The following is a 26,071-nucleotide window of genomic DNA, read 5'->3' on the forward strand; positions in this document are numbered from 1 at the left end:
CGTGCCTCCGCAGCGTCGCGATACCTCATGTCTGTCAAAGAATGACAGGCTACGTTCGCTTGAATATGCCCGTCAATCGTTCTATGTGATGCGTGATGTTTGATGCGCAGTAAGGAAAAGTACTGTGAGAACGACACTTGCAATTGATGATGACGTCCTTCTTGCCGCCAAGGCCATGGCGCGACAACAGGATCGCAGCGTTGGCGAGGTCATTTCCGATTTGGTTCGCCGCTCATTGCGCAGGCCGCACGCTGGCGGCGAACGCAACGGCATCCCCTTACTTGCCTCGCGGCCCGATGGCCCTTTGGTCGATCTCGAAATGGTCAATGCGCTTCGCGATGAACTGCCGTGAGCTTTCTGCTCGACGTCAACGTCCTGATCGCGTTGATCGATCCGGCTCATGTCGCGCATGAAGATGCGCATCGGTGGTTCCAATCCACTGGGCATTCGTCGTGGGCTACATGTCCGATTACCGAGAATGGTGTCATCAGGATTTTGAGCAATTCGAAATACCCTAATTCTCCTGGTTCGCCTGCTGTCGTAGCGCAGATCGTCGGCAAACTGCATGCCCTTCCAGGGCACCAGTTCTGGTCGGACGACATCAGTCTCGTCGGTTCCAGCGACTTCGATACAGGCAAGATCCTAACCTCGGCGCAAGTAATGGACAGTTATCTGCTGGGACTGGCCAAGGCACGTGATGGCAAGTTGGCGACCTTTGACCGAAAGCTGTCGACGGCGGCAGTAAGGGGAGGAAAGCTGATCCTCCACTTGATCCCGAGCGAATGAATCGCTGAGGATCTATTCCGATCCGGAGTTGATTTCTCTTAGCAGCGAAATGCCCCGGCGAGTTAATTGCCGCACTCGCTCAACTGCTGCGCGTAGTCCCGTGCCATCTTTTCGGTGGCCCGGGCATAGCCCTGGACACCGGCATCGCCACGGTTGCCGCGGCCATAGGCGGTCCAGCCGAGATAGTAGGCGAGGTAGAGGTTGTAGGTGTCGTTGCGGGCGACGCCGAACGTGTCTGATGTCTTGGAGTGATACCAGCCGACGAAATCGACGGCATCGGCGAATTTCGTCCGCCGTGCCGCCCAGTTGCCGGTCTCTCGCTGATATTGCGACCAGGTGCCGTCCAGCGCTTGCGAGAAGCCGGTGGCCGACGAGACGTGCTTCCACGGAATGAAGCCGAGAAGCTTGGTGCGCGGCGGCCGGGCATTGCTCTTGAAACCGGATTCCTTGCGCACCGTCGCCATCAGCACGGGAACGGGGATGCCGTATTTCTGCTGGGTGCGCTCGGCGGCCGACTGCCAGTTGTCGAACCAGCCGTCATTCTGGTCGAAGACGGCGCAGACATTGTTGATGTGATTGGGCGGCGTGGCGCAGGCCGAAAGCGCCAGCAGCACGCAAACCGCACCAATTTTACTAAAACTCGAACTACGCATTGGCAGAGCAATAGGCCGAAATCATAAAGGGAATCTTGCAGCGTCCGTTAACGCTTCGCCCGAGCAATCGCTTGAGGAAATCCCGTATCAGCAATCCGACGCATTTCGTCGCTTTTTCTAAACAGATATTGCAAAAATGCCGCCGTGGCTAAAATCACGCCCGCAAACGGCGCATTTCTGACAGCTTGCCTGGTTTGCCGGGGCTTTGATGCCGGGCATGAACGAACCGAGACGCAAGCGCGGCGCCGAGCGCACCAGCAACAGGGGGCCGTCGGCCATCCCGCAATTGCCGCTCAGGCGGGTGACCAATCCCTATCCGCCGATGGCGATGCTGTCGCCCGACCAGATCGAGCAGATCCACCAGGCGTCGATGCATATATTGGAGAATTTCGGCATCGAGGTGATGAGCCCGCGGGCGCTGTCGCTGTTCGAGAAGGCCGGCGCCAAAGTCGATCATGCCTCGGCGAATGTCCGCATCGATCGCGGCCAGATCGCCGAGGCGCTGAAGACTACGCAGTCCAGCTATGTGTTGACGCCGCGCAATCCGGCCAAGTCAGTTCATCTCGGCGGCAACACCATCAATTTCACGCTCGTTGCCGGGCCGCCCAATGTGCACGACATGGAGCGCGGCCGCCGCGCCGGCAATTTGCGCGACTATGCGGACCTCACCCGGCTGGCGCAGCATTTCAACTGCATCCACATGCTCGGCAACCAGGTCTGCGCGCCGGTGGAGCTGCCGGCAAACTCCCGCCATCTCGACACCTACTTCACCAATCTGACGCTGACCGACAAGAGTTTCCATGTTTCGGCGATCGGACGGGGCAGGGCACTGGACGGCATCGAGATGATGGCCATCGCGCGTGGGTTGACGCTCGACCAGATGCGCGATGATCCCGGCATCACCACCATCATCTCGGTCAACTCGCCGCGCCGCTTCGATGAGATGATGGCCGAAGGGCTGATGACCATGGCCGAGTTCGGCCAGTCGGTGGCGGTGACGCCGTTCACGCTGATGGGGGCGATGAGCCCGGTGACGCTGGCAGGCGCGCTGGCGCAGCAGAATGCCGAGGCGCTGTTCGGCGTCGTGCTGACGCAGCTGGTCCGTCCAGGCGCTCCGGTCATGTATGGCGCCTTCACCTCCAATGTCGACATGAAGTCGGGCGCGCCGGCCTTCGGCACGCCGGAGAATACCAAGGCCAATATTGCGTCAGGGCAGTTGGCGCGGCGCTACGGGCTGCCGTACCGCACGACACCGGGCTCGGCCTCCAACGCCGCCGATGCGCAAGGCGCCTATGAGACGCTGATGGCGCTGTGGGGCGCGGTGCTCGGCCACGGCAACCTCGTCTACCATGCCGCCGGCTGGCAGGAGGGCGGGCTGACGGCGTCGTTCGAAAAACTTATTATCGATGTCGAGATGATCCAGCACATGATGGAGTTCTTGCGCCCGATCGAGGTCAACGAGGCCGAACTTGCCGTCGAGGCGCTGGGCGCGGTGCCGACCGGCGGCCATTTCTTCGGCGAGCCGCACACGCTCGAGCGCTACGCCACCGCCTTCTACCAGCCGATGCTGTCCAACTGGCAGAATTACGAGGCCTGGCAGGAGGCCGGCGGGCTCGACGCGACGGCGCGCGCGACGCGGCTGTGGAAAAAGGCGCTGGAGGACTATGTCGAGCCGGTGATGGATATCGCCGTGCGCGAGGCGCTGGAGGCTTACATGGCCAGGCGCAAGGAAGCGATCGGGCAGGGCGAGCCGTGATGCCTCGCAGCTTGAATCCACTCACCCATCCAACTCACTGATATCAGAGAAAAATCCATGAAATCGCATGCAAAGGTCGTGGTCATTGGCGGTGGTGTCGTCGGGTGCTCCGTTTTGTTCCATCTCGCCCGCCACGGCTGGACCGATGTCGTTCTTCTGGAGCGCGACGAACTGACATCGGGCTCGACATGGCACGCGGCCGGCGGCATGCACACAATCAATGGCGACCCCAACGTCGCCAAGCTGCAGAAATACACGATCAACCTCTACAAGGAGATCGAGGAGCTTTCCGGCCAGGCGACTGGCGTGCATCTGACTGGCGGCGTGCTGCTGGCGGCGACCGAGGCGCGGCTCGACTGGCTGCGCGGCGTCGTCGCCAAGGGCCGTTATCTCGGCATCGAGCTCGAGGAAATCTCGCCCAACGAAGCGGCCGAACTGATGCCGCTGCTCGATCCCAAGCAGTTCGTCGGCGCCGTCAGAAACAAGGAGGACGGCCATCTCGATCCGTCGGGCGTCACCCATGCCTATGCCAAGGCCGCACGGAAGTTGGGCGCCGAGGTCGAGCGCTTCACCAAGGTCGAGGACATCGTGCGGCGTCCCGACGGGCTGTGGCGGGTCATCACCAACAAGGGCGAGGTGGTGGCCGAACACGTCGTCAATGCCGGCGGCCTGTGGGCGCGCGAGGTCGGCCGCATGGTTGGCCTCGAACTGCCGGTGCTGGCGATGGAGCACATGTACCTGATCACCGAGGACATGCCGGAGGTCGCCGCCTGGAACGCCAAGACCGGCACGGAGATCATCCACGCGGTCGACTTCGACGGCGAGCTCTACCTGCGCCAGGAGCGTGGCGGTATGCTGATGGGGACCTATGAGAAGGCCAACAAGCCGTGGTCAGAATACCAGACGCCGTGGAATTTCGGCCATGAATTGCTGGCGCCCGACATCGACCGCATCGCGCCGTCACTGGAGGTCGGCTTCCGGCATTTCCCGGCCTTCCAGAACACCGGCATCAAGCAGATCATCAACGGCCCTTTCACCTTCGCGCCGGACGGCAACCCGCTGGTCGGACCGGTGCGCGGCCTGCCGGGCTTCTGGGTCGCCTGCGGCGTCATGGCCGGTTTCAGCCAAGGCGGCGGCGTCGGGCTGGCGCTGTCCAACTGGATGATCGAGGGCGATCCTGGCGCAGACATCTGGGCGATGGATGTCGCGCGCTACGGCGACTGGGCGACGATGGCCTACACCAACGCCAAGGTGCGCGAGAATTATTCCAGGCGCTTTTCGATCCGCTTTCCCAATGAGGAACTGCCCGCCGGGCGGCCGCTGAAGACGACGCCGGTCTACGACCTGCTGTCGGCCAAGGGTGCGCAATGGGGCGTTGCCTACGGGCTGGAGGTGCCGCTCTGGTACGCGCCGGAGGGCGTCAAGGACGAGTTCTCGTGGCGCCGCTCGAGCGACTTCACGCAGGTCGCCAGGGAGGTCGCGACCGTTCGTGACGGCGTCGCGCCTGTCCGAGATTTCGAGCTTCGCCAAATACAAGGTGACGGGCGAGGGGGCGGCCGCCTGGCTCGACCGGATCCTTGCCTGCAAGCTGCCGAAGCCCGGCCGCATGACGCTGGCGCCGATGCTGAAGGAGGATGGCAGGCTGATCGGCGACTTCACGCTGGCCAATCTCGGCCCTCTTGATCGAGATGGCTGGTTCCTCGCGGGCTCCGGCATTGCCGAGCAGTACCACATGCGCTGGTTCGAGAAGCACCTGCCTGACGATGGCTCGGTACGCATCGAGGCGCTGGGCGCGAAGCTCGCCGGCCTGTCGATCGCCGGGCCGAAGGCGCGCGATGTGCTGGCAAAGGTCACGCGCTCGGATGTCTCCAATAAGTCATTTCCATTCATGGCCATAGGCAGGATGGATATTGGCATGGCGCCGTGCCTGGTCGGCCGCGTCAGCTACACCGGCGATCTCGGCTACGAGATGTGGGTAGCACCGGAGTATCAGCGTGCCGCCTATCAGGCCCTGATGGCCGCAGGCGAGGAATTCGGCATCGGCTTGTTCGGCTCGCGCGCGCTCAATGCGCTGCGGCTGGAAAAGAACTACGGCTCATGGGGGCGCGAATACCGGCCGATCTATGGACCTCTGGAAGCTGGGCTCGACCGCTTCGTCGCTTATGGCAAGGAGGCCGATTTCATCGGCAAGGCGGCGGCTCTCGCGGAGCGCAAGCAGGGCGGCAAATTGCGCCTGCGCGCCTTCATCGTCGAGGCTGACGATGCCGATGTCATCGGCGACGAGCCTATCTGGTTCGACGGCGCCGTACGCGGCTGGGTCACTTCGGGCGGCTATGCGCATCATTCGAAGAAGTCCGTCGCCGTCGGCTACGTGCCGAAGGAGATCGCCGACGAGAGCGACGGCTTCGAGATCGAGCTGCTGGGCAAACGCCATGCGGCGCGCATGCAGCCCGCGCCGCTGTTCGATGCCAATTTCGAAAGGATGCGTGCCTGAAACCAGGCACGCTTTTTTCAAGGTCTCAAGACGTCAGGCGCTACGGCGATTGTCCAGCGCGAAGGCGCCGGCGCCGGCAAACACCAGGTAAAGGAAGATGAAGCAAAACGAGATTGCCGAATCACCGCCGTTGTTGACCGGGAAGAAGTCGCGCGGCATGTGCGCCATGAAATAGGCGATCGCCATTTCGCCGGCCAGAAGGAACGCGACCGGCCGGGTGAGCAGGCCCAGCGCCAGCAGGATGCCGCCTCCGAATTCGAGAATTCCAGCGGCGAGCGTCAGCCCGGTGAGGGTATGGGGTTGGTCGCTGACGGGAAAATTGAACAATTTCTGGCTGCCGTGCTCGATGAACTGCAGCGCGGTCATGATGCGCAGCACGCCCAGGGCGTGCGGCTGGCATTTGGCGAGGCCTTCGAAAAGCTTCATAAATGACTCCATTTTAGCCGCCCCGGCCATAGATTATCATCCGGCAATGGACCATTCATGTCCCATGGCCTGCCATCAACAATCGGTGATTGGAAATGTCCCCGCCTGATGGTCATATTGTTCTCGTCATAGTTGCATTTGTATCGCTATGGTTGTATTGATATATGGCTATTCCGAACATGTGGGGTCCACTTATCATGAAAAAATTCGCCATCAGCCTGTTCGCAATCCTTGCAGGCACCAGCTTCGCCATGGCGGAGGACGCCGGCTGTGAGGCGTTCAAGTGGCCGGTGACACGGGAACAGGCCCTGTTTGCTGCGGCACCCGCAACGCCGTCCGGAACGACGCTTGCGGTGGGCGCTGCCGCGGATCTGGCACTGGTGCCGGTCGAAAAGGCCGGCTTCGAGCTGTCGCCCGAACGTGCCCCGGCATCAGGCACGTTTGGTGCTGTCACCAGCGTGGAGGTGCCGGCCGAGGGGGCCATCCAGATAAGCCTCTCGGGCGAGGCCTGGATCGATGTCATTCAGGACGGCCAGGCCATCAAGTCGGCGGGGTATAGCGGCGTGAAAACCTGCCCCGGCATCCGTAAAAGCGTGCGGTTCAAGCTTGCTTCCGGCCCGGCAACCATCCAGTTCAGCGGTGCAAAAACGGCTGACCTGAAGGTCGCGGTGCTGACGCCGGAATAGGTCAGCGCTAAAGCCAGGAAAGACGCCCTTCATCGGTGGTACGATGAAGGGGCGGCCATTTGTATGTGCGCTGTTGATCGCCGTCAGCGCACCGGCGCCATCAAGGCGAAATGGGCGCCTTGCGGGTCCTGGCACTGGACGATCCAGCTGCCGCCGGGGACCTCCATCGGGCCCATCAGGATCTTGCCGCCATTGTCGGTCACCCGCTTGGCCGCCGCATCGATGGCCGGAACGTTGAAATAGAACTGCCACACCGGCACCGGAATCTGCTCCGGCTTGTTCATGATGCCGCCGCCGGATTCGGGGCCGGCCGTGAAGGTCTGGTAGGTGCCCATCGGGCCCATGTCGAAATCGCCGGCATCGACCCAGCCGAACTGGTCGGAATAAAAATCGAACGCGGCCTTCCAGTCACTCGTGTAAAGCTCGTGCCAGCCGATATGGCCCGGCGTGCTGGCCGGCACGACAGGCTGGTCCGGGCCGTTCGGCTGCAAGAACATGAACGTCGCGCCCTGCGGATCGGCGACGACGGCAAAGCGGCCGACGCCGGGAATGTCGTCGGGCTGGCGATGAACGGCACCGCCGGCCTTCTTCAGCGATGCCGTCGAGGCATCGACATCCCTGGTGTGGATATATCCGAGCCAGGCGGGCGGCATGCCCATCTTGGCGGCATCCTCCGGCATTGTCATCAGGCCGCCGACGCCGCGTTCGCCGACATTCATGACGACATAGCGCGGCATGCCGGGCGCCACGTCGAATGGCTGCGCCGTCCAGCCGACCACCTTGGGGTAGAACGCCTCGGCGGCGTCGAGATCTGATGTCATCAATTCGTACCAGAAGAAGGGCATCGGGGCTTTTGGCATTTTCGGTCTCCTCACCTTTCATGCATCGATCGTCGTCCGATCTATCATAGGACGATCCTCACGACGGAAATCCGACACCGCCCGGACAGTAATGGTCGAACCGCGGCAAGCGTTCCGAGGCTTGCACGCCGAGCGGTTTTCGATTTCTCTGCGGTGATGAGGGGATGTCGTTCATGCGCTTGATGTCGCTCACGCCCGAGCTTGTCGCACTGTGCCACCGGGAGGAGGCCGATCCCGGTCCGGACCCGAGCTGGACGGAGTTGAACGACGAGGATTTCCGGACCCTTGCCTTGCGGCTGTCCGAGGAAGCCGACGAGGGGCCACTATGGGTGTTCGCCTATGGGTCGCTGATCTGGAAGCCGGAATTCGAGTCGGTCGAGCAACAGCTCGCCACTGCCTTTGGCTGGCACCGCTCTTTCTGCCTCGACATGGTGCGCTGGCGCGGCAGCGCCGAGCAGCCGGGTTTGATGATGGCGCTCGAACGGGGCGGACGCTGCAACGGGGTGATCTACCGCTTGCCGGAGGGCGAAAAGCCGGTCCAGATCGAAAGGCTGCTGCGGCGCGAGATCAGCGACCATGAAAGCGTCGACACGGTCAGGTGGCTGCCGGTGCATACGGCGCAAGGTGCGCTGCGCGCGCTTGGCTTCTGGGTCGGCGTGAAGGGCAGGGGAACGTCGCTGAACCAGCCGCTGGACAGAGTGGCAAGCGTGCTGGCCAGAGCCTGCGGGCATATCGGATCCGGTGCCGAATACCTCTACAACACGGTCAGCCACCTCGAAGCGTTCGGCATCCACGACCGCAACCTGTGGCGGTTGCAGCAATTGGTCGCGGACGAGGTCAGGGCTATCCATGGCCATGGACTTGAGCCCGGCCATTCGCTCACGCTGCAAACGCAACCGCAGTCGCCATAACATGAGTAAAAAAATCAAGTTATTGTCGAGCCTTTTCAGGGGCTTACGCCGAAAATTGACCAATTGATAAAAAAATAAAACGTGCTAGCCTTCCCCAAAACAAAACATGGGGAACTGACGATGCCAGAAGGCCAGTTTAGGGAAGGCATTGCAGGCGGCAGGCTCTCGGCCGACCAGTATGCGGACAATTTTTCCGACATGCACCCGCCGCTCGATCACCACGAGGCGCTGGTCGAATCCGACCGCTGCTATTTCTGCTACGACGCGCCGTGCATGAATGCATGCCCGACCTCGATCGACATTCCGCTGTTCATCCGCCAAATCTCGACCGGCAATCCGATCGGTTCGGCCAAGACCATCTTCGACCAGAACATCCTGGGCGGCATGTGCGCCCGCGTCTGCCCGACGGAGACGCTGTGCGAGGAAGTCTGCGTGCGCGAAGTGGCGGAAGGCAAGCCGGTGCAGATCGGCCGCCTGCAGCGCTACGCCACCGATGTAGCCATGAGCGAGAACAAGCAGTTTTACCCGCGCGCCGAGCCGACCGGGAAGACAATCGCCGTGGTCGGCGCCGGCCCGGCCGGCCTTGCCGCCGCGCACCGGCTCGCCCGCCATGGCCATGACGTGACCATTCTGGAGGCACGGCCAAAGGCCGGCGGCCTCAACGAATACGGCATCGCCGCCTACAAGAGCGTCGACAATTTCGCCCAGGCCGAAGTCGACTACGTGACCGCGATCGGCGGCATCGATATCCAGAACGGCAAGGCGCTTGGCCGCGACTACCAGCTGTCCGACCTGATCCGCAATTACGACGCGGTGTTTCTCGGTATGGGGCTTGGCGGCGTCAATGCGCTGCGCGCCGATGGCGAGGACGCCGACGGCGTCATCAATGCGGTCGAGTTCATTGCCGAACTGCGTCAGGCCAGTGACCTTTCCGGCCTCCCTGTTGGCCGGCGCGTCGTCGTCATCGGCGGCGGCATGACGGCGATCGACGCCGCCGTGCAGTCGAAACTGCTCGGCGCCGAGGAGGTGACGATCTGTTACCGGCGCGGCCAGGAGCACATGAACGCCTCCGAGTTCGAACAGGATCTGGCCGCCGCCAATGGCGTCACCATCCGTCACTGGCTGCAGCCGAAGCGGGTGATCGCCGACGGCGGCAAGGTCAGCGCTATCGAACTCGAATATACGGCGTTGAACGGCGACAGGCTTGCCGGCACCGGCGAGACGCTGACGCTCAACGCCGACCAGGTGTTCAAGGCGATCGGCCAGAGCTTCGTGCCGGCCGCTCTCAACGGCAGCGGCGCCTCCATCGACCTCGAAGCCGGCCGCATCAAGGTCGACGCGGAAGGGCGCACCTCGCTGGCAACAGTCTGGGCCGGCGGCGACTGCATCTTCGGCGGCGACGATCTGACCGTCTCTGCGGTCGCGCAGGGCCGCGACGCGGCGGAGAGCATCAATCGAGCACTGACCTCGAACGGGAGGGCATGAGCATGGCAGACATCCGCAACAATTTCGTCGGCATCAAATCGCCCAATCCGTTCTGGCTGGCCTCGGCGCCACCGACCGACAAGGCCTACAACGTCATCCGCGCCTTCAAGGCCGGCTGGGGCGGCGTGGTGTGGAAGACGCTGGGCGAGGAAGGTCCGCCGGTGGTCAACGTCAACGGCCCGCGCTATGGCGCGATCTGGGGCGCCGACCGCCGCCTGCTCGGCCTCAACAACATCGAGCTGATCACCGACCGCGACCTGCAGGTCAATCTGCGCGAGATCAAGCAGGTCAAGAAGGACTGGCCCGACCGCGCCATCGTCGTCTCGCTGATGGTGCCTTGCGTCGAGGAGGCCTGGAAGGCGATCCTGCCGGTGGTCGAGGAGACGGAGGCCGACGGCATCGAGCTCAATTTCGGCTGCCCGCACGGCATGTCGGAACGCGGCATGGGTGCCGCCGTCGGCCAGGTGCCGGAATATATCGAAATGGTGGTGCGCTGGTGCAAACAGAACACCCGCATGCCTGTCATCACCAAGCTGACGCCCAACATAACCGATGTGCGCAAGCCCGCGCGAGCAGCACACGCCGGCGGCACCGACGCGGTGTCGCTGATCAACACCATCAACTCGATCACCGGCGTCGATCTCGACAGTTTCGCACCGCAGCCGACCATCGACGGCAAGGGCTCGCATGGCGGCTATTGCGGCCCGGCGGTGAAGCCGATCGCCATGAACATGGTGGCCGAGATCGCGCGCGATCCGGAAACTCACGGTCTGCCGATCTCCGGCATCGGCGGCATCACCACCTGGCGCGACGCGGCCGAGTTCATGGCGCTCGGCGCCGGCAATGTGCAGGTGTGCACCGCGGCGATGACCTACGGCTTCAAGATCGTGCAGGAGATGATCGCCGGTCTGGAAAACTGGATGGACGAGAAGGGCCATGCCTCGCTCGACGACATCGTTGGCCGCGCCACGCCCAACGTCACCGACTGGCAGTATCTCAACCTCAACTATGTCGCCAAGGCGCGTATCGACCAGGACGCCTGCATCAAATGCGGCCGCTGCCACATCGCCTGCGAGGATACCTCGCACCAGGCGATCACCAATATGGTCGATGGCGTCAGGCACTTCGAAGTGATCGAAGCCGAATGCGTCGGCTGCAATCTGTGCGTCAATGTATGCCCGGTCGAGAACTGCATCACCATGGAACCGCTGGCGGTCGGCGAGATGGACCAGCGCACCGGCAAGCCGGTGTCGCCGATCTACGCCAACTGGACAACGCACCCGAACAACCCGATGGCCAAGGTGGCGGCGGAGTAGGGAACCGTTCGACGAAAAAAGCGGCGTCTTCGGGCGCCGTTTTTTCATTTTCCTATTGCAGATAAAAATTATCCGCGATAAAATATATCCATGAATTGGAGATCAACACAATGAAGCTGGGCGAGGGCGTTGAAGCAGCCATCCACTGCGCCGCCACGCTGGCCAGTGTGGAAGGCAACAGCACCATGCCTGGCGCTGCTCTCGCTGAGGCCTTTGGCCTGTCACCGAGCTATTTGCTGAAGCACCTCAATATGCTGAGCGCCGCACACATTCTGGAATCGGTCTCGGGTCCCTCCGGTGGCTACCGGCTGGCTCGGCCGGCTGAGCGCATCACGCTGCTCGACATCGTGCTGGCCGTCGAGGGCCGCGAGCCGGCTTTTCGCTGTGGCGAAATCCGCCAGCGCGGTCCCGTGAAGCTCGATGCATCGGCCTATGTCAAACCCTGCGGCATCAATGCCGCGATGCTGAAGGCCGAGCGCGCCTATCGGGCCGCGCTCGCCGAGACCAAGCTGTCCGATATCGTGGCCACTTATGCGGCAGAAGGCGATCCGAGGTCGCTTGCCGCGAGCTGCGCCTTTGTCGAGCGCCACCAGCGGCCGCAGAAATCCAGTTAACCCGCAGACCCAAAACCCAAAGCAGACGTGAAAGGACAAGACGATGAAACAGAGGCTGCAATTTTTCGCCAAGGCGCCGGAAATCATGAAGGCGGTGTCGGCGCTCAACAAGGCGGTGGACGAATGCGGGCTCGAGGAAAGCCTGCTGCACCTGATCAAGTTGCGGGCGTCGCAGATCAATGGCTGCTCGTACTGCGTCGAGATGCACAGCCGCGAGGCGAGGCGCGACGGCGAGACCGAACAACGGCTCTATCTGGTTTCGGCGTGGAAGGAATCGCCGCTGTTTTCCGAGCGCGAACGCGCCGCCTTGGCGTGGACCGAGGCCGTGACCCTGATCGCCAGCAATGGCGTGCCGGACGAACTTTATGCACGCACGCTCGAGCATTTCTCGGAAGAGGAACTGGTCAAGCTGTCCGTTGCGCTCGGCATGATCAACACCTGGAACCGGCTGTGCATCCCGTTCCAGGCCATTCACCCGATGCCGGCGGCCAAGGCTGCCTGATTGTCCGGATTGTGTTTGGAGCGCCGTCGAAAGGCGGCGCTCCAATCGTTTTCAAAGGGAGAGTTTGATGCCCGCCGATTTGCCATCAATCTTGTTGTTTCTCGGCCGTCTGCTGCTCGGCGGCGCCTTTGTCTTCGCCGGCCTGCGCAACATCCAGAATGCGGCCTTCCTGACCCAGCTGATGGCCGCGCGCGGTGTGCCGCAGGCGGGGTTGGCGCTGTGGGCCGGTATCGTGCTTCAGGTCGCCGCCGGTATGCTGGTCATCGCCGGCCTGTGGACGGCAATCGCGGCTGGAGTGCTGCTGCTGTTCCTTGTCGTTGCCACGCCGATGTTCCACAATTTCTGGGACCATCAGGGCCCGGACCGCGCGTCGCGCATCAATGGCTTCGTCGGCAATGTTGCACTGAGCGGTGGCTTTCTGACGCTGATCGCTCAGTCTGCTTGATGCGGTTCCATGCCGACTTCGGCAGTGAGGCGCCGACGGCATCGATCTTAAATCGGAACCAATCCAGCCGTTGACGCATTTCGCACCTGTATGCCCAGCATCCAGGATGAAATATGAAAATCGCCCACGTCGCGCCGCTTTATGAATCGGTGCCGCCGAGACTCTATGGCGGCACCGAACGCATCGTCTCGTATCTGACCGAAGCGCTGGTCGATTTGGGCCATGAGGTGACGCTGTTTGCCAGTGGCGACAGCCAGACTTCCGCAAAGCTGGTGGCTGGCCGGGAATGCGCCCTCCGCCTCGATCCGCGTCCGCTGAAATCCGAGATCGCGGCGCATCTTTCGATGCTTGCCGAGGTGAGGAAACGGGCGTCGGAGTTTGACGTCATCCACTTCCACCTCAGCCACTTCCTGCATTTTTCCTTCTTCGAGGACATTGCGGGGCGGACGGTAACGACGCCGCATGGCAGGCTGGATTATGTCGACCTGGCGCCGGCCTATGAGCGTTTCCCGCGCTTTCCCCTGATTTCCATTTCGCACAGCCAGAAGGCTGGCCTTGCCAAGGCCAACTGGCTGGCAACGATCCATCACGGACTGCCGACCGGTATTTACGAACCGACTTTCGAGACGACGGCGGAAGAACCCTATCTTGCCTTCCTCGGCCGGTTCTCACGCGACAAGCGTCCCGATCGCGCCATCGAGATCGCCTTGCGCTCGGGGCTCAAGCTGAAGCTTGCGGCAAAGATCGGCGACGACGATCGCGCCTATTTCCATGAGGTGGTCGAGCCTTTGATCGACGGCGATCGTGTCGAGTATGTCGGCGAGATCGAGGAGGACAGGAAGGCGGAATTTCTCGGCAAGGCGGCCGGCCTGCTGTTCCCGATCGATTGGCCGGAACCGTTCGGCCTTGTCGCCATCGAGGCAATGGCCTGCGGCACGCCGGTTATCGGCTGGAATTGCGGCGCACTGCCCGAGATCATCGATCAGGGCGTGACCGGTTTTATCGCGGACACGACGGACGGCGCGGTCGCCGCGGTGCCTGACCTGCTGCAGCTCGACAGGCGAAAGGTGAGGGCCGTTTTCGAAAAGCGGTTTTCCGCCAGAAGAATGGCCGGCGACTATCTGGCCGCCTATGCGCGGCTGATCGGCGTCCCGAGCGAGGCGAAGGCGTCGTGAGCAGCGACGTGCGTCAGCGACAAGACCGCAACAACAGGGATCTGTGACCAATGGCTCTACTCGACGAGCGCCAGCTCGATCCCGCCGTAGCCCTTGCCTCGCTCGACGCGACCGCTCCTCGCGAGCCGCACCGGCTGTTTGCGCTCAAGCAGGGCGACTGCTTTGCGGTTGCGGATGCCTATGGCGACATACGCGGCGCCGGAGACGGTTTCTTTCGCGACGACACACGGGTGCTCTCCGAATTCCGGCTGACCGTCGGCGGCCGGCAGACATCGTTGCTTGGCGCCTCGCTCAGCCAGGACAATGTGCTGTTCACCACCAACCTGACCAATCTGCCGATGCAGAGTGCTGCCGGTCGCGACATTCCGCAGGGCGCGATTCATGTCGAACGCGTCAGGCTGCTGTGGCAAGACAGGCTGTTCGAACGCATCACCCTTTCCAACTACAGCCGGGAAACCTCGACAATCGGCGTTTCCCTGCACTTTGCCGCCGATTTCCGCGACATGTTCGAAGTGCGCGGCTCGACACGGCTGCGGCGCGGGCTGGCGCATGTGGCCGAGATGGACGCGACATCCGTGCTGCTGCGCTATGACGGGTTGGATGGGCTGGCGCGCGCATCGGCGATATCGTTCTCGCAGGCACCGGACCAGCTGACAGCCGACCGCGCCGATTTCCTGCTCGCCGTAACCAAGCGCAGCAGCAAGGTGCTCTATGTCGAGGTCGGTCCCGAGTTGGCCGAGCCGCCGGACCGCGACCGTTTCCGCGCCGCTGCCGCCCGGGCGCGCTTCGGCATGCGGGCCAAGCGTCGCCATGGCGCGACGGTGCACAGCTCCGGTCGCGTCTTCAACGACTGGGTCGAGCGCGCCCGCGCCGATGTCGCGCTGCTGACCACCGAGCTTGCGACCGGACCCTATCCCTATGCCGGCATTCCCTGGTTCTCGACGGCGTTCGGACGCGACGGCGTCATCTCGGCGCTGCAGATGCTCTGGCTCAATCCAGGCCTGGCGCGGGGCGTGCTGGCCTTCCTGGCCCAGCATCAGGCCACGGAGACGTCGCCGTTCAGCGATTCGCAGCCGGGCAAGATCATGCACGAGACCCGCAAGGGCGAGATGGCGGCGCTGCGGGAGCTTCCTTTCGGCCGCTACTATGGCGGCGTCGATACGACGCCGCTCTACATCCATCTCGCCTGTGCCTATGCCGATCGTACCGGTGACATGGCGTTCATCGACAGCCTGTGGCCGTCTCTGTGCGCCGCGGCCGAATGGACGGAGGAGGCGGGCCGCGAGACCGGCTTCGTGACCTACCAGCGGGCCGCCGAGTCCGGCCTCGCCAACCAGGGATGGAAGGATAGTTTCGATTCCGTCTTTCATGCCGATGGCCGCATTCCCAAGGGTCCGATCGCGCTGGTGGAAGTGCAAGGCTATGTCTTTGCCGCTTTCCGGGGGCTGGCGAAGCTTGCCCGCCGCCGTGGCGAGGACGAGAAAGCCGATCACTGGGAGGACCGTGCCGAGGCCATGCGGGTGGCGGTGGAACGCGATTTCTGGCTCGACGATCTCGGCTTCTACGCCCTGGCGATCGATGGTGAAGGCGAACCCTGCAAGGTGCGGACCTCGAATGCGGGCCATCTTCTCCTTGTCGGATTGCCTGAGCCGGCGCGGGCGCAGATGGTCGCAGACCAGCTGCTTTCCGCCTCCTTCCATTCCGGCTGGGGGCTGAGGACGCTTGCCGACGATGCCGTGTTCTTCAACCCGATGTCGTACCACAATGGCTCGATCTGGCCGCATGACACCGCCATGTGCGGTGCCGGCCTGGCGCGTTATGGCGAGCGTGAAAGCGTGGTCCGCCTGATGAGCGGCACGTTCGAATCCGCGGTCCATTTCAACATGCGGCTGCCCGAACTGTTCTGCGGTTTTACCCGCGCGCCGGGCGAAGCACCCATCGCCTATCCCGTCGCCTGCCTGCCGCAAGCGTGGTCGGCAGGCTCCGCCTTCATGCTGATGCAGGCGTGCCTTGGCCTGGAGATCGACGGCTGGGATGGCGAAATCCGGGTTACCCGCCCGAGGCTGCCGATCGGCATCGACACGCTCACGCTGCGCCACCTGGGCGTTGGCGAAAGAGTGGTCGATCTCACCTTCCAGCGCGTCGGCGACCGGGTCGTCGCTTTCCTCGCCGACCGCCATGAAGGGCTGGTGCCGCTCATCGTCAGAACATGATTCGAACAAAATTGGCGGAACCGATCCGGGCTTTGTGCGTTGCAAAAATACAGGTCCGGACGGCGACCCCTGTCGCCGCGGACAGTTTCAAATCGGAAACACGAACAAAACGGCCGCCGAACGGCCGGAGGTGAGTTGGCATTCCCATGACAAATTACGGTGCGGACCTGCTCTGGGTTCTGATCCTCGCGAGCCTCGGTTTTTCCGCTTTTGCCGTTTTCTTCTCTCTATCGCGGCAGCGCCGCAGTCATCCTCCGGCGGTTGCGCATACAGCGGGCGAAGACGTGGCCGCCGAAGCGGCGCGCAAGGTGATACGGGAGTTCGAGAAGAACGGCCAATCGGCCGATGCGGCGCTGGTGACGTGGTCGCCCGAAACATTGCGCAAGATCCTCGCCGACGATCTGCCCGATGCGCAGGTCATCGTGGTGTCCAACCGCGAACCCTATATCCACAACATCAGGGATGATGGCGTCGAATTGCTGGTGCCGGCCAGCGGGCTGGTGTCGGCGCTCGAGCCGATCACCCGTGCCTGTGGCGGCACCTGGATCGCCTATGGCGGTGGAACCGCCGACCGTCTGACGGTCGATCAGGACGACCGGGTACAGGTTCCGCCCGGCCATCCGTCCTACACGCTGCGCCGGGTCTGGCTGACGGAGGAAGAGCATCAGGGCTACTATCTCGGCTTCGCCAATGAGGGCCTCTGGCCGCTTTGCCATATCGCCTTCACCCGGCCGATTTTTCGCGCCTCGGACTGGGAGGCCTATGAGGCCGTCAACCGGAAGTTCGCCGACACGGTGGTTGCCGAAGCGCGCAACGAGCGGCCGATCGTGCTGGTCCAGGACTACCACTTCGCGCTGCTGCCGCGCATGATCCGCGAACGCCTGCCGGAGGCGATCGTCATCACCTTCTGGCACATCCCATGGCCGAACTCGGAAGTGTACAGCATCTGTCCGTGGCGTGAACGCATCCTGGAGGGGCTGCTTGGCAGCTCGATCATCGGTTTCCACACCCAGTTCCACGCCAACAATTTCACCGAAAGCGTCGATCGCTTCCTGGAAAGCCGCATCGAGCGGGCGGATGCGGCGATCTCCTATGGCGGGCAGACGACACTGGTGCACGCCTATCCCATCTCCATAGAATGGCCGGCGGACCTGCTGGCAAAATTGCCTGATGTCGATGACTGCCGCGCCCGCCTGCGCAACAGGTTCGGACTGAAAGCGGATGTGAAGCTGGCCGTGGGTGTCGAGCGTCTCGACTACACCAAGGGCATTCTGGATCGGTTTCAGGCGCTGGACGAATTGTTCAAGCGATACCCTGAATGGATCGGAAAGCTGGTTTTCCTGCAGATCGCGGCGCCCAGCCGCGGCACGCTCCCGGCCTACAAGCTGCTCCATGACGAATGCCACCGCTATGCCGAGGAGCTCAACCAGCGCTATGGCAGCGAGGGCTACAGACCGGTGGTCATGGTGGCCGAACATCACTCGCAGGAACAGGTCTACGAGATCTATCGCGCCGCCGACATATGCATGGTCACCAGCCTGCATGACGGTATGAACCTGGTCGCCAAGGAATTCGTCGCGGCGCGCGACGACGAACAGGGCGTCCTGATGCTCAGCACCTTCGCCGGCGCCTCGCGCGAATTGCTGGAGGCGCTGATCGTCAACCCCTACGACGCGGCCATGATGAGTGAAGCGCTGCTGCAGGCGCTGACCATGACGCCGGACGAACAGCGCGAGCGCATGCGGCCGATGCGGCAGATGGTCCGCGACAACAATGTCTATCGCTGGGCCGGCAGCATGCTTCTGGACGCGGCGCGCCTGCGCAAGCGCGGTGACCTCGATCGGGTAACAGGTGCTGGCGACCGGCCGGCCGGCATCGACAATGTCGTATCCATGTTCGAACGCAAACGGGTGGCAATGCTATGAGCGAGACCCTGCAAAAAATTGCTGGCGAAAGCTTGCAAAGGCCGCCGGCCTTGCTGACCGGCGAATGGGCGTTGTTCCTCGACATCGATGGCACGCTGCTTGAACATGCGGAACACCCGGACGCGGTCTCGGTCAGCGACGAGCTTCGCTCCTTGCTGCAAGGCCTGGATCGCAAGTTGGACGGGGCATTGGCCTTCATCACAGGCCGCTCCGTTGCGGCAGCGGACCAGCTGTTTCAGCCCTTGAAGCTGCGCGCTGCCGGGCTCTATGGCCTGGAACACAGGCTCCTGCCGGACGACAAGGTCGAGGTCGCCGGAGAGCCGGCGGATATCGCGGCGCTTGCCGATGAGATCCAGGCCGAGCTCGGTCGTGGGGCCTATATCGAGCGCAAAGGACGGGTGCTCGCCATCCACACGCGCGCTGCGCCGCATCTGCTTCCCCGCGCGACGCAGCTTGTCGAGCAGGCGCTGGCCACGCTGCCAAAGGGCTACCGCGTGGTTCCCGGCAATGCCGGTGTGGAACTGCTGCCGCTCGAGGCAGCCAAGGGCGCCGCGATCCGGCGTTTCATGGACATCGCGCCATTTGTGGGCCGCCGCCCGGTCTTCCTGGGCGACGACACCTCGGACGAAAACGGCTTCGAAGCCGTCAATGATGCCGGTGGCCTGTCAATACGGGTCAAGCCACCTGCGCATACCACCGCGCAGTACGGGCTCGCCGGCGTTGCCGAGACGCTGGCCTGGCTGAGAGCTCAACTTTAGGTCCAATCGAGGATGCCACCGCGCCCGCGCATCCTGGAAAGGGCAAGGAAAGGAACGGTTCGATGGGACGCTTTGCACAATTGGTTCGAGAGATCACGCCGAATTGGCTTCACTCCCGCTCCTCCCGCCATGGGATCGCCGCCGTTTCACCGTCCGATGCCGACTCCAGCTGGCAGGAAGCGATCGACAACAAGATGTATGGGGCTGATACGCCTGATTATTCCTATGTTCCGGAAAAGCCCGTTACGCCGCAAACCGCAGACCACCGTCGCAGGTCAGCACCTGACCGGTCATGAAGCCGTTGGAGACGAGGAAGGCGATTGCCGAGGCGACGTCTTCGGCACGGCCGATGCGGCCAACCGGCGTCTTGCCGGCATAGTCGGCAAAGATAGCCTGCCTCTGCTCCTCGGCCAGAAAATTCCACCAGGGCGTGTCGATGACGCCGGGCGCCACGACATTGACGCGCAGCGGCTTCAATTCCAGGGCCAGGATGGGCACCACGGTCAAAAGCATGCCGTTGATGGCGGCGATGCCGGCGACGCCGGGCGTTGCGAGCTGCGCCGAAACCGCCGAGATGAAGGTGACCGATCCGGCCTTGTTCAGAGTGGGCAAGGCCGCCTGCAGGCAGGATAGCTGCGGGCGGACTTTCTCGTCGACGCCACCGCCGATGTCGCTCAGGTCAAGCGTCGGGAAGGGGCCAAGGCCCTTGCCGCCGCTGGCCGCCAGCACCAGATGGTCGAAAGGACCGAGGTGCTCGAAGAACTGGCGGACCTCATCCGGCTTCGAGGCGTCGAAAGCCGCCTTGTCGGCAGCGCCGCCAAGGCTTTTCCACGCGCTCTTCAGTTTCTCCTCGTTGCGCCCGGTGATGGTCACCTTCATGCCTGGGCCGAGCAGGTTGCGCGCCGTCGCCAGGCCGATGCCGGACGAGCCGCCGATGATGACGGCATGTTCGATTGTCTTGGTCATGAATGCTGTTCCTCCGATGTGGGGGAGACCGGGCCGATGAGGTCGAGACTCAAAGCTCGCAACTGTTGCCTTGCCTTGGCGTCATAGGCCTGGGCGTCGGCACGGGATTCCCGCAGGCCGTCGAAATAGAGGCCGCTTTTTCCGTCAAGCGCGGGTGAGATGGCGAGGTTGAGGATGGCGTCGGCACCGGTTTCGACCGAGCTCCATGGCGTCACGCCGGCCTGCCGGACCATGGTGGTGTTCATGTAGCTCGCCGGATGCAGAGCGTTGACGGTGACGCCGCTGCCTTTCAACTGCTCCGCAAGGTCGACGGTGAACAGGATCTGCGCCAGCTTGCTCTGGCAGTAGGCACGCACGCCGTCATAGGAGCGGGTCAGCATGACATCGCTGAAATCGATCGCCTGCTGACCTGCCGAGGCGACATTGACGATGCGCGCCGGCGTGCTCTCCTTCAGCAATGGCAGAAGCTCGGATGTGAGCAGGAAACCGGCGAGGTAGTTGACGGCGAAGCGCAGTTCGTAGCCATCGGCGCTGACTTGCCGTTTGGCGCCCTGGCTCGCGGTACCGATGCCGGCATTGTTGATAAGGACGTCGAGCCGGTTCGTGCGGGCGCGCACCGCCTCGGCAAGGCGGCACACTTCTGCCAGCGAAGAGAGCTCGGCGACCAGAAGCTCCGCCTTGCCGCCGGCGGCTTCGATCTCGGTGACAACAGCCTTGCCGCGCGTCGCATCGCGACCATGCACCAGGACATGGGCGCCCGCGGCGCCGAGCCGTTGCGCGACGACGCGGCCAACGCCATCGGTTGACCCGGTGATGAGGATCGTCTTGTCTTTGAGTTCCATGTTCAGAGCCTCCATTCTGTTGCTCTGAACGGAAGATGGGACAGTTGGCGCGAGCCAAACAGTTCAAACTTTATCCTGGTATCAATACTGCTATAATAAGCCCATGGAGTCCCAACCCCATTCGGCCCCCACACACTCGGCTGAAGACAGCCGCCGGCGCGAACTCGGCGCCTTCCTGCGCTCGCGCCGCGAAAGGCTGACGCCCTCGGCCACAGGCATCGCCACCGGTCTCAGGCGACGTACGCCCGGCTTGCGGCGCGAGGAGGTGGCGATGATCGCCGGTGTCGGCACCACCTGGTACACATGGCTGGAGCAGGGGCGCGAGGTCAGGCCCTCGGTCGAGGTGCTGACGGCGCTCGCCGAAGCGCTGCGCCTCGACGCGGCCGAAAAACAGCATCTGTTCATCCTGGCCGACCGCCAGCAGCCGGAGCGCCGCGCCGTCGCGCCGGAAAAGGTCGATGGTCCGTTGCTGCATATGCTGCAGAGCCTGGTGCTGCAGCCGGCCTATGTCGTCGGGCGGCGCTGGGACGTGCTGGCCTGGAACCCGGCGGCGGTGGCGGTGTTCGGCGATTATGGCCTGCTGGAGGGTGACGCCCGCAACATCGTCCACATGGTGTTCACCAACCCGCACCATCGGCGCCTGCTGGTCGACTGGGAGGAATTGGCGCGCACCGTGCTGGCTTCGTTCCGGGCCGCGAGCGCCCGCTATGTCGGCGATCCGGATTTCGAGCGGCTGATCGAGTTGATGACGCGCTCGAGCCCCGAATTTCGCAGTTGGTGGCCGCAGCGCGACGTCGCGCACCGATTGTCGGGGGTGAAGCATGTCCGGCACCCGAGCGCGGGCGCCATGACCTTCGAGCATATGAGCCTGTCGATCGGCGACGGCTCCGACATGAAGCTGATCGTCTACACGCCGCTCGCCGAGCAGAACTCGGTCGCCAAGCTGCAGACATTGCTGGACGCGCTGCCGGCCGAGCGCCGCAGCGCCTGAGATTGGCCGGCGGCAGCCCCTCAACTTCGTCATCCACGGGCGGAGCGGGAGCGAAGCGGACGCGGAGATCCGAGAATCCATGCCGGGACGTTTGCCGAAGAGTACTACGGAGCAGAATTGGACCGTTGCGGCGCGTTGAAGTCGCGGCATGGATTCCTTGGGCTACGGAGCAGCTCCAGGGGGCTGCGCCGCGTCGCCTCGCTCCTTGCTTCGCCCGAGAATGACGAAGCCATCTAGCCCTTCGGCTTGAGCCCATCGAGGAACAACTGCTCGAGAAATCTTGCCGCATCCTCGAAGCGGCCGTCGCCGCCTCGGTTCGGCCCGAGCACGGCGCGGACCTGGACGTCGAAATCGGCATAATGCTGCGTCGTCGCCCAGATCGAGAAGATCAGGTGCCAGGGGTCGGTGCGTGCGATCTTGCCGGCGCGCATCCAGCCCTTGATGACGGCGGCCTTCTCGTCCACGAGCGTCTTCAGCTCGCCGGCCAGCAGCGGCATGATGCGCGGCGCGCCTTGCAGGATCTCGTTGGCGAACAGCCGGCTCTCGCGCGGAAAATCGCGCGCCATCTCCAGCTTGCGCCTGATGTAGCTGCGCAATTCGGTCAAGGGGTCGCCGATGTCGTCGAGTTCGCGCAGCGGCGCCAGCCAGGTGTCGAGCAGGCGCTGCATCAGTGTCTCGTGGATGTCTTCCTTGCGGCGGAAATAATAGAGCAGGTTGGGCTTCGACATGCCGGCGGCTTCGGCGATCTGGTCGATGGTCGAGCCGCGAAAGCCGTTGGTGGAGAAAACCTCGAGCGCCGCCTCCAGGATGAGTTCGCGCTTTTCCTGTTGGATGCGGGTGCGGCGAGGGGCGTCCGTGCTGGTGGTCATCGTTGCCAGCCCTCGCGTTGAGGGTCATCTGGACCAATTCTCTGGACCAGTTTTTCCCTAGCCTGTGGAACGCACTTCAGGTGCCGCATTTCCGCTAGTAATCCCTTGACCGCCGACAGGGCGGTGCTAACGTTTGTCCAATCGGTCAAAAATTTGCGTAGCATGAAAACGCAGCAAAGACCAAGCGTTGGGCGCACCGAAACAGATTACAAGGGGAAGTCCTGGTCATGTCCAACCGGCTGAAAGTCACGCCGAACGATCTCAGCGCATTCTGGATGCCGTTCACGGCAAACCGGCAGTTCAAGCAGGCGCCGCGCATGATGGTGTCCGCCAAGGACATGCATTACACGACCAGCGACGGCCGCAAGGTGCTCGACGGCACCGCCGGCCTGTGGTGCGTCAATGCCGGCCACTGCCGGCCGAAGATCACCGAGGCGATCCAGCACCAGGCCGCCGAGCTCGACTATGCGCCCGCCTTCCAGATGGGCCATCCGATCGTGTTCGAACTGGCCAACCGCCTGGTCGACCTCGCGCCCAAGGGCATGGATCATGTCTTCTTCACCAATTCCGGCTCGGAATCGGTCGAGACGGCGCTGAAAATGGCGATCGCCTACCACCGCGTGAAGGGCGAGGGGTCGCGCACCCGGCTGATCGGCCGCGAGCGCGGCTATCACGGCGTCAATTTCGGCGGCATCTCGGTCGGCGGCATCGTCACTAACCGCAAGATGTTCGGCACGCTGCTCGGCGGCGTCGACCACATGCCGCACACGCATCTGCCGGAAAAGAACGCCTTTACCAAGGGCGTGCCGGAGTATGGCGCGGAACTCGCCAACGAGTTGGAGCGCATTGTCGCCCTGCATGATGCTTCCACCATCGCCGCCGTCATCGTCGAGCCGGTGGCCGGCTCCACCGGCGTCATCCTACCGCCCAAGGGCTATCTGCAGAAGCTGCGCGAGATCTGCACCAAGCACGGCATCCTGTTGATCTTCGACGAGGTCATCACCGGTTTCGGCCGTCTCGGCACGCCGTTTGCCGCCGATTATTTCGGTGTGACGCCCGACATCATGACCACCGCCAAGGGCGTCTCCAACGGCGTCATCCCGATGGGCGCGGTGTTCGTGAAGAAGGAAATCCACGACGCCTTCATGACCGGCCCCGAGCACATGATCGAGTTCTTCCACGGCTACACCTATTCGGGCAATCCGATCGCCTGCGCAGCCGCACTCGGCACGCTCGACACCTACAAGGAAGAGGGCCTGCTGACCCGTGGCGAGGAACTGGCACCCTATTGGGAAGACGCCCTGCATTCGCTGAAGGGTGAGCCGAACGTCATCGACATCAGGAACATCGGACTGATCGGTGCGATCGAGCTGGCGCCGATTGCTGGTCAACCGACCAAGCGGGCCTTCTCGGCCTTCGTCAAGGCGTTCGAGCGCGGCGCGCTGATCCGCACCACCGGCGACATCATCGCGCTGTCGCCTCCGCTGATCATCACCAAGGGCCAGATCAACGAATTGATCGACCATGTGCGTGATGTGCTGCGGTCGATAGATTGAAGAACTGGGCGCGGATATCCCTCCCCCTTGAGGGGAGGGTGGCCGCGAAGCGGTCGGGTGGGGTCGGTGCGGCAGTGCGCCGACCTGATCTTTTGCTGCGAGGTCTATGCTGATGCCCCGTACCCGCGTGAGCTTCGAAATACGCCAGAAGCCGCGCGCGCTTCGAGTTCATGCGACTAAGGGCGAATCTCTGCTGTGGTATGAACTGCGTGAGCTGAAATCGAGCGGCATCAAGTTTCGCCGTCAGTGCCCGATTGGGCCTTACATCGTCGACTTCGCTTGCCTCGCGGTGAAGCTGATCGTTGAGGTCGATGGTGATCTGCACGAACACGAGAAGGGCAAGCGGCACGATGCTGTTCGTGATGCCTATCTGCGCTCACTCGGGTTTGATGTCTTCCGTGTTGACGAGCCCGATGTCATAAACAGCGCGTGGCATGTCGCGCAGGTGGTCAAGGAGAAGGTCGAGCATATGTCAGCCGACCCCACCCGACCGCTTCGCGGCCACCCTCCCCTCAAGGGGGAGGGGGACGCCGGCGATCCGCAATCGATGAGGTTTTAGAGCATGGCCGCACCCGGCGAGAATCTTCGAATCAATTCAGACCGTTTGTGGGATTCCATCATGGAGATGGCGAAGATCGGCCCCGGCATTGCCGGCGGCAACAATCGCCAGACCGTGACCGACGAGGACGGCGAGGGCCGGCATCTGTTCAAGCGCTGGTGCGATCAGGCCGGGCTCGAAATGGGCGTCGACGAGATGGGCACCATGTTTGCCCGCCGCGAAGGCACCGATCCCGGCCTGCCACCGGTCTATGTCGGCAGTCATCTCGATACGCAGCCGACCGGCGGCAAGTATGACGGCGTGCTGGGTGTGCTGGGCGGGCTGGAAGTGGTGCGCTCGCTCAACGACCTCGGCATCAGGACCAAACATCCGATCGTCGTCACCAACTGGACGAACGAGGAGGGCGCGCGCTTCGCGCCGGCGATGATGGCGTCCGGCGTGTTTGCCGGCGTACTCGAACAGGCCGATGTCTACGGGCATGTCGACAAGCAGGGCAAGAAATTCGGCGAGGAGCTCGAACGCATCGGCTGGAAAGGCAGCGAGAAGGTCGGCGACCGCAAGATCCACGCCTTCTTCGAACTGCATATCGAACAGGGACCGATCCTCGAGGACGAAGACATTGACATTGGCGTCGTCACCCACGGCCAGGGCCTGAAATGGCTGCAGGTGACGCTGACCGGCAAGGAAGCCCATACCGGCTCGACGCCGATGCCCAAGCGCCGCAATGCCGGGCTCGGCATGGCACGGGTGATCGAGCTGGTGCATGAGATCGCCATGGACTACCAGCCCGACGCCGTCGGCGCGGTCGGCCACATGGAGGTCTATCCCAACTCGCGCAACATCATCGCCGGGCGCACTGTCTTCACCGTCGACATCCGCTCGCCGGAAAAGGAAGTGCTGGATGCGATGGACGGCCGCATCCGCGAAGGCATCGACACGATCTGCGAGGCGCTCGATATCCAGTACAAGATCGAACAGGTCGGCGCTTTCGATCCGGTTACCTTCGACGCCGGCTGCGTCAAGGCAATCCGCGATGCCGCCGACCGCCTCGGCTATTCGCATCGCAACATCGTTTCCGGCGCCGGCCACGACGCCTGCTGGATCAACCGCGTCGCGCCCACCGCCATGGTGATGTGCCCCTGTGTCGACGGGTTGTCACACAACGAGGCCGAGGAGATCACCAAGGAATGGGCAGGCGCCGGCGCTGACGTGCTGTTCCATGCGGTGGTGGAGACGGCTGTCATCGTGGAGTGAGCCTAGAAATCTACCTTCCAAACGCTGCT

General features: G+C 63.2%; 24 protein-coding genes and 1 pseudogene. 19 read left to right on the forward strand and 6 right to left on the reverse strand.

Annotated features, from left to right (window positions below; translation table 11 throughout):
* Window positions 1-124 precede the first annotated feature (124 nt).
* Window positions 125-352: a CopG family transcriptional regulator gene (locus tag ACZ89F_RS10035; RefSeq protein ID WP_476091551.1), complete on the forward strand. Its 228-nt coding sequence runs from the start codon at window positions 125-127 to the stop codon at window positions 350-352.
* A complete protein-coding gene (locus tag ACZ89F_RS10040) occupies window positions 349-786 on the forward strand; it encodes a TA system VapC family ribonuclease toxin (RefSeq protein ID WP_476091552.1) in 438 nt (145 codons plus the stop codon). The genes ACZ89F_RS10035 and ACZ89F_RS10040 overlap by 4 nt, the downstream gene beginning before the upstream one ends.
* Before the next feature lie 62 nt (window positions 787-848).
* Here the strand turns inward: ACZ89F_RS10040 and ACZ89F_RS10045 are convergent, their stop codons facing one another.
* Entirely contained in the window at window positions 849-1,439 is a 591-nt protein-coding gene (locus ACZ89F_RS10045) for a transglycosylase SLT domain-containing protein (protein WP_476091553.1), read from the reverse strand.
* Between the two features lie 217 nt (window positions 1,440-1,656).
* Here ACZ89F_RS10045 and ACZ89F_RS10050 point away from each other — a divergent pair, with 217 nt between their 5' ends.
* Window positions 1,657-3,195, forward strand: coding sequence for a trimethylamine methyltransferase family protein (locus ACZ89F_RS10050; protein WP_476091554.1), 1,539 nt, complete (start codon window positions 1,657-1,659; stop codon window positions 3,193-3,195).
* Between the two features lie 57 nt (window positions 3,196-3,252).
* Window positions 3,253-5,689: pseudogene (locus tag ACZ89F_RS10055) on the forward strand (GcvT family protein).
* A 33-nt stretch (window positions 5,690-5,722) separates the two neighbouring features.
* Here ACZ89F_RS10055 and ACZ89F_RS10060 read toward each other — a convergent pair.
* The gene (locus tag ACZ89F_RS10060) at window positions 5,723-6,115 is read right to left on the reverse strand and encodes a DoxX family protein (protein WP_476091555.1); all 393 of its coding nucleotides are present in this window, start codon (window positions 6,113-6,115) and stop codon (window positions 5,723-5,725) included.
* A 197-nt stretch (window positions 6,116-6,312) separates the two neighbouring features.
* Between ACZ89F_RS10060 and ACZ89F_RS10065 the strand changes: the two genes are divergently transcribed.
* A complete protein-coding gene (locus ACZ89F_RS10065) occupies window positions 6,313-6,801 on the forward strand; it encodes a hypothetical protein (RefSeq protein WP_476091556.1) in 489 nt (162 codons plus the stop codon).
* An 83-nt stretch (window positions 6,802-6,884) separates the two neighbouring features.
* Here ACZ89F_RS10065 and ACZ89F_RS10070 read toward each other — a convergent pair whose 3' ends face one another.
* Window positions 6,885-7,661 (reverse strand): VOC family protein, encoded by a 777-nt coding sequence (locus ACZ89F_RS10070; RefSeq protein ID WP_476091557.1) that lies wholly within the window; start codon window positions 7,659-7,661, stop codon window positions 6,885-6,887.
* A gap of 173 nt (window positions 7,662-7,834) precedes the next feature.
* Between ACZ89F_RS10070 and ACZ89F_RS10075 the strand changes: the two genes are divergently transcribed.
* The 10 genes from ACZ89F_RS10075 (at window position 7,835) to otsB (ending at window position 19,005) form a co-directional block, all read left to right on the forward strand.
* Window positions 7,835-8,572, forward strand: coding sequence for a gamma-glutamylcyclotransferase (locus tag ACZ89F_RS10075; protein WP_476091558.1), 738 nt, complete (start codon window positions 7,835-7,837; stop codon window positions 8,570-8,572).
* Window positions 8,573-8,692: 120 nt separating this feature from the next.
* On the forward strand, window positions 8,693-10,057 hold the full coding sequence (locus tag ACZ89F_RS10080; protein WP_476091559.1) for an NAD(P)-dependent oxidoreductase: 1,365 nt from the start codon (window positions 8,693-8,695) through the stop codon (window positions 10,055-10,057).
* Window positions 10,058-10,059: 2 nt separating this feature from the next.
* Window positions 10,060-11,373, forward strand: a complete 1,314-nt coding sequence (gene preA, locus ACZ89F_RS10085) for an NAD-dependent dihydropyrimidine dehydrogenase subunit PreA (RefSeq protein WP_476091560.1) — start codon at window positions 10,060-10,062, stop codon at window positions 11,371-11,373.
* Between the two features lie 110 nt (window positions 11,374-11,483).
* Window positions 11,484-11,987: an RrF2 family transcriptional regulator gene (locus ACZ89F_RS10090; protein ID WP_476091561.1), complete on the forward strand. Its 504-nt coding sequence runs from the start codon at window positions 11,484-11,486 to the stop codon at window positions 11,985-11,987.
* 43 nt (window positions 11,988-12,030) lie between these two features.
* The gene (locus ACZ89F_RS10095; protein WP_476091562.1) at window positions 12,031-12,489 is read left to right on the forward strand and encodes a carboxymuconolactone decarboxylase family protein; all 459 of its coding nucleotides are present in this window, start codon (window positions 12,031-12,033) and stop codon (window positions 12,487-12,489) included.
* Between the two features lie 67 nt (window positions 12,490-12,556).
* Window positions 12,557-12,934, forward strand: a complete 378-nt coding sequence (locus tag ACZ89F_RS10100; protein WP_476091563.1) for a DoxX family protein — start codon at window positions 12,557-12,559, stop codon at window positions 12,932-12,934.
* A 113-nt stretch (window positions 12,935-13,047) separates the two neighbouring features.
* The gene (locus ACZ89F_RS10105) at window positions 13,048-14,109 is read left to right on the forward strand and encodes a glycosyltransferase family 4 protein (protein WP_476091564.1); all 1,062 of its coding nucleotides are present in this window, start codon (window positions 13,048-13,050) and stop codon (window positions 14,107-14,109) included.
* 50 nt (window positions 14,110-14,159) lie between these two features.
* Complete coding sequence (locus ACZ89F_RS10110) at window positions 14,160-16,322, forward strand: amylo-alpha-1,6-glucosidase (protein WP_476091565.1); 2,163 nt, start codon at window positions 14,160-14,162, stop codon at window positions 16,320-16,322.
* 146 nt (window positions 16,323-16,468) lie between these two features.
* Window positions 16,469-18,247 carry an alpha,alpha-trehalose-phosphate synthase (UDP-forming) gene (locus ACZ89F_RS10115; protein WP_476091566.1) on the forward strand — a complete coding sequence of 593 codons (1,779 nt, stop codon included), beginning with the start codon at window positions 16,469-16,471 and terminating at the stop codon, window positions 18,245-18,247.
* The gene (otsB, locus tag ACZ89F_RS10120) at window positions 18,244-19,005 is read left to right on the forward strand and encodes a trehalose-phosphatase (RefSeq protein WP_476091567.1); all 762 of its coding nucleotides are present in this window, start codon (window positions 18,244-18,246) and stop codon (window positions 19,003-19,005) included. Before ACZ89F_RS10115 ends, otsB begins: the two co-directional genes overlap by 4 nt.
* Before the next feature lie 243 nt (window positions 19,006-19,248).
* On the opposite strand, the gene ACZ89F_RS10125 is transcribed toward otsB, so the two are convergent.
* Together ACZ89F_RS10125 and ACZ89F_RS10130 are read right to left on the reverse strand one after the other, a co-directional pair.
* Window positions 19,249-19,971 (reverse strand): SDR family oxidoreductase, encoded by a 723-nt coding sequence (locus ACZ89F_RS10125; RefSeq protein WP_476091568.1) that lies wholly within the window; start codon window positions 19,969-19,971, stop codon window positions 19,249-19,251.
* Entirely contained in the window at window positions 19,968-20,813 is an 846-nt protein-coding gene (locus ACZ89F_RS10130) for an SDR family NAD(P)-dependent oxidoreductase (RefSeq protein ID WP_476091569.1), read from the reverse strand. Before ACZ89F_RS10130 ends, ACZ89F_RS10125 begins: the two co-directional genes overlap by 4 nt.
* A 103-nt stretch (window positions 20,814-20,916) precedes the next feature.
* On the opposite strand from ACZ89F_RS10130, the gene ACZ89F_RS10135 reads away from it, so the two are divergent.
* Entirely contained in the window at window positions 20,917-21,804 is an 888-nt protein-coding gene (locus tag ACZ89F_RS10135) for a helix-turn-helix transcriptional regulator (protein WP_476091570.1), read from the forward strand.
* A 233-nt stretch (window positions 21,805-22,037) separates the two neighbouring features.
* On the opposite strand, the gene ACZ89F_RS10140 is transcribed toward ACZ89F_RS10135, so the two are convergent.
* Window positions 22,038-22,673: a TetR family transcriptional regulator C-terminal domain-containing protein gene (locus tag ACZ89F_RS10140; RefSeq protein WP_352657330.1), complete on the reverse strand. Its 636-nt coding sequence runs from the start codon at window positions 22,671-22,673 to the stop codon at window positions 22,038-22,040.
* Between the two features lie 227 nt (window positions 22,674-22,900).
* On the opposite strand from ACZ89F_RS10140, the gene aptA reads away from it, so the two are divergent.
* The 3 genes from aptA (at window position 22,901) to ACZ89F_RS10155 (ending at window position 26,042) form a co-directional block, all read left to right on the forward strand.
* A complete protein-coding gene (gene aptA, locus ACZ89F_RS10145) occupies window positions 22,901-24,229 on the forward strand; it encodes an omega-aminotransferase AptA (RefSeq protein WP_109668365.1) in 1,329 nt (442 codons plus the stop codon).
* 112 nt (window positions 24,230-24,341) lie between these two features.
* The gene (locus tag ACZ89F_RS10150) at window positions 24,342-24,788 is read left to right on the forward strand and encodes an endonuclease domain-containing protein (RefSeq protein WP_476091571.1); all 447 of its coding nucleotides are present in this window, start codon (window positions 24,342-24,344) and stop codon (window positions 24,786-24,788) included.
* 3 nt (window positions 24,789-24,791) lie between these two features.
* Complete coding sequence (locus tag ACZ89F_RS10155) at window positions 24,792-26,042, forward strand: Zn-dependent hydrolase (RefSeq protein ID WP_476091572.1); 1,251 nt, start codon at window positions 24,792-24,794, stop codon at window positions 26,040-26,042.
* Window positions 26,043-26,071 lie beyond the last annotated feature (29 nt).

The sequence above is a fragment of the Mesorhizobium sp. USDA 3734 genome, assembly GCF_056279665.1.

Bases quoted from the DNA above. Each gene is read 5' to 3' on its own strand.
- ACZ89F_RS10050 (WP_476091554.1), top strand. From the start codon at position 1,657: ATGAACGAACCGAGACGCAAGCGCGGCGCCGAGCGCACCAGCAACAGG.
- ACZ89F_RS10105 (WP_476091564.1), top strand. From the start codon at position 13,048: ATGAAAATCGCCCACGTCGCGCCGCTTTATGAATCGGTGCCGCCGAGA.
- ACZ89F_RS10095 (WP_476091562.1), top strand. From the start codon at position 12,031: ATGAAACAGAGGCTGCAATTTTTCGCCAAGGCGCCGGAAATCATGAAG.
- ACZ89F_RS10090 (WP_476091561.1), top strand. From the start codon at position 11,484: ATGAAGCTGGGCGAGGGCGTTGAAGCAGCCATCCACTGCGCCGCCACG.
- ACZ89F_RS10110 (WP_476091565.1), top strand. From the start codon at position 14,160: ATGGCTCTACTCGACGAGCGCCAGCTCGATCCCGCCGTAGCCCTTGCC.
- ACZ89F_RS10140 (WP_352657330.1), bottom strand. From the start codon at position 22,673: ATGACCACCAGCACGGACGCCCCTCGCCGCACCCGCATCCAACAGGAA.
- ACZ89F_RS10155 (WP_476091572.1), top strand. From the start codon at position 24,792: ATGGCCGCACCCGGCGAGAATCTTCGAATCAATTCAGACCGTTTGTGG.
- ACZ89F_RS10075 (WP_476091558.1), top strand. From the start codon at position 7,835: ATGCGCTTGATGTCGCTCACGCCCGAGCTTGTCGCACTGTGCCACCGG.
- ACZ89F_RS10080 (WP_476091559.1), top strand. From the start codon at position 8,693: ATGCCAGAAGGCCAGTTTAGGGAAGGCATTGCAGGCGGCAGGCTCTCG.
- ACZ89F_RS10125 (WP_476091568.1), bottom strand. From the start codon at position 19,971: ATGACCAAGACAATCGAACATGCCGTCATCATCGGCGGCTCGTCCGGC.
- ACZ89F_RS10135 (WP_476091570.1), top strand. From the start codon at position 20,917: ATGGAGTCCCAACCCCATTCGGCCCCCACACACTCGGCTGAAGACAGC.
- ACZ89F_RS10130 (WP_476091569.1), bottom strand. From the start codon at position 20,813: ATGGAACTCAAAGACAAGACGATCCTCATCACCGGGTCAACCGATGGC.
- ACZ89F_RS10115 (WP_476091566.1), top strand. From the start codon at position 16,469: ATGACAAATTACGGTGCGGACCTGCTCTGGGTTCTGATCCTCGCGAGC.
- ACZ89F_RS10060 (WP_476091555.1), bottom strand. From the start codon at position 6,115: ATGAAGCTTTTCGAAGGCCTCGCCAAATGCCAGCCGCACGCCCTGGGC.
- ACZ89F_RS10045 (WP_476091553.1), bottom strand. From the start codon at position 1,439: ATGCGTAGTTCGAGTTTTAGTAAAATTGGTGCGGTTTGCGTGCTGCTG.
- aptA (WP_109668365.1), top strand. From the start codon at position 22,901: ATGTCCAACCGGCTGAAAGTCACGCCGAACGATCTCAGCGCATTCTGG.
- ACZ89F_RS10065 (WP_476091556.1), top strand. From the start codon at position 6,313: ATGAAAAAATTCGCCATCAGCCTGTTCGCAATCCTTGCAGGCACCAGC.
- ACZ89F_RS10070 (WP_476091557.1), bottom strand. From the start codon at position 7,661: ATGCCAAAAGCCCCGATGCCCTTCTTCTGGTACGAATTGATGACATCA.
- otsB (WP_476091567.1), top strand. From the start codon at position 18,244: ATGAGCGAGACCCTGCAAAAAATTGCTGGCGAAAGCTTGCAAAGGCCG.
- ACZ89F_RS10100 (WP_476091563.1), top strand. From the start codon at position 12,557: ATGCCCGCCGATTTGCCATCAATCTTGTTGTTTCTCGGCCGTCTGCTG.
- preA (WP_476091560.1), top strand. From the start codon at position 10,060: ATGGCAGACATCCGCAACAATTTCGTCGGCATCAAATCGCCCAATCCG.
- ACZ89F_RS10150 (WP_476091571.1), top strand. From the start codon at position 24,342: ATGCCCCGTACCCGCGTGAGCTTCGAAATACGCCAGAAGCCGCGCGCG.